The 1,304-nt window shown below is 75.4% G+C and carries 1 protein-coding gene; it reads left to right on the top strand.

All coding sequences use genetic code 11. From position 1 onward, the window contains the following. Nucleotides 1–1,302: glycoside hydrolase family 3 protein (locus tag KBX53_RS33205; RefSeq protein ID WP_210863814.1), on the top strand; the 1,302-nt coding region annotated here is incomplete at its 5' end. Between the last annotated feature and the right edge of the window lie 2 nt (nt 1,303–1,304).

Below are 1,304 nucleotides of genomic sequence, written 5' to 3'. Positions count from 1 at the left end.
GTGCACGAGCTCACCGCCGGCCTGCGTGCCGCCGCCGGTCGGCTCGCCACCGGCCCCGCCCCGCTGCTGATCGGCACCGACCAGGAGTACGGCGTCGTCACCCGCGTGACCGACGGGGTCACCGTGCTGCCCAGCGCCCTCGCGGCCGGCGCGGCCGGTGACCCGAAGCTCACCGAGGCGGCCTGGCGGGCCGCCGGCACCGAGCTGGCCGCGATGGGCATCAACATCGACTTCGCCCCGGTGGCCGACGTGCTGGCCACCCGCAGCACCGTGATCGGCTCCCGGTCCTACGGCGCCGACCCGAAGCAGGCCGCCGCGCAGGTGGGTGGAGCGGTCCGGGGCCTCCAGGCGAGCGGGGTCGCGGCCACCCTGAAGCACTTCCCCGGGCACGGCCACAGCGCCGACGACTCGCACCAGGATCTGCCGGTGCTCACCCAGTCCGCGGCGGCGTTGCAGAGCGGCGCGTGGCCACCGTTCACCGCCGGGATGGACGCGGGCGCGATGGCAGTGATGTCCGGTCACCTGGACGCGCGCGCGATCGACCCGGGGACCCCGGCGACGTTCTCGCACAAGCTGCTCACCGACGTACTGCGCGGCCAACTCGGCTTCAAGGGCGTGGTGATCACCGACGGGATGAACATGCCGCCCGCGAAGCGCTGGGCTCCCGGCGAGGCGGCGGTCCGGGCGCTCAACGCCGGCAACGACCTCATCCTGATGACCCCGAACGTCGCTCAGGCGTACGACGGGTTGCTCGCCGCGCTGCGCGGCGGATCACTGCCCCGGACCCGACTGGTCGAGGCGGTAACCCGGGTGCTGACCATGAAGTTCCAGCTCGCGGAGCTGCCGGCGGCGCAGATGTCCACGCTCAACACCCCGGCGCACCGGGCGGCGGCCGAGGCGCTGGCCGCCGCCGCCGTCACCGTGCTGCGGGGCACCTGCGGCGCGGAGGTACGCGGGCCGGTCACCGTCACCTCGTCCGGCGGTCGGGACGGCACCCGGGCCACGCTCACCGCCGCGCTGACCGCCGCCGGGGTGTCGGTCAAGCCCAGCGGCGGCACTGTCGTGCACCTGGTGGGCTACGGCGACGGCGCCGAGGACCTGCGCGCCGACGCGGCGGTCACTGTCGCCATGGACACCCCGTACGTGCTGGCCGGCGCCACGTCACCGACGCTGCTGGCCACGTACTCCTCCAGCCGGGCGTCGATGACCGCGCTGGCCGCCGTGCTCGCCGGCAAGGCCCGGCCGGACGGCCGGTCGCCGGTGGCCGTCCCCGGACTGCCCGCGAGCACCTGTCGCACCTGACC

It is taken from the genome of Micromonospora sp. M51, from assembly GCF_018070305.1.
GTDB lineage: Bacteria > Actinomycetota > Actinomycetes > Mycobacteriales > Micromonosporaceae > Micromonospora > Micromonospora parva.
Note: the sequence above shows the minus strand (reverse complement) of the source record. Positions and strands in the feature narration are given on the sequence as shown.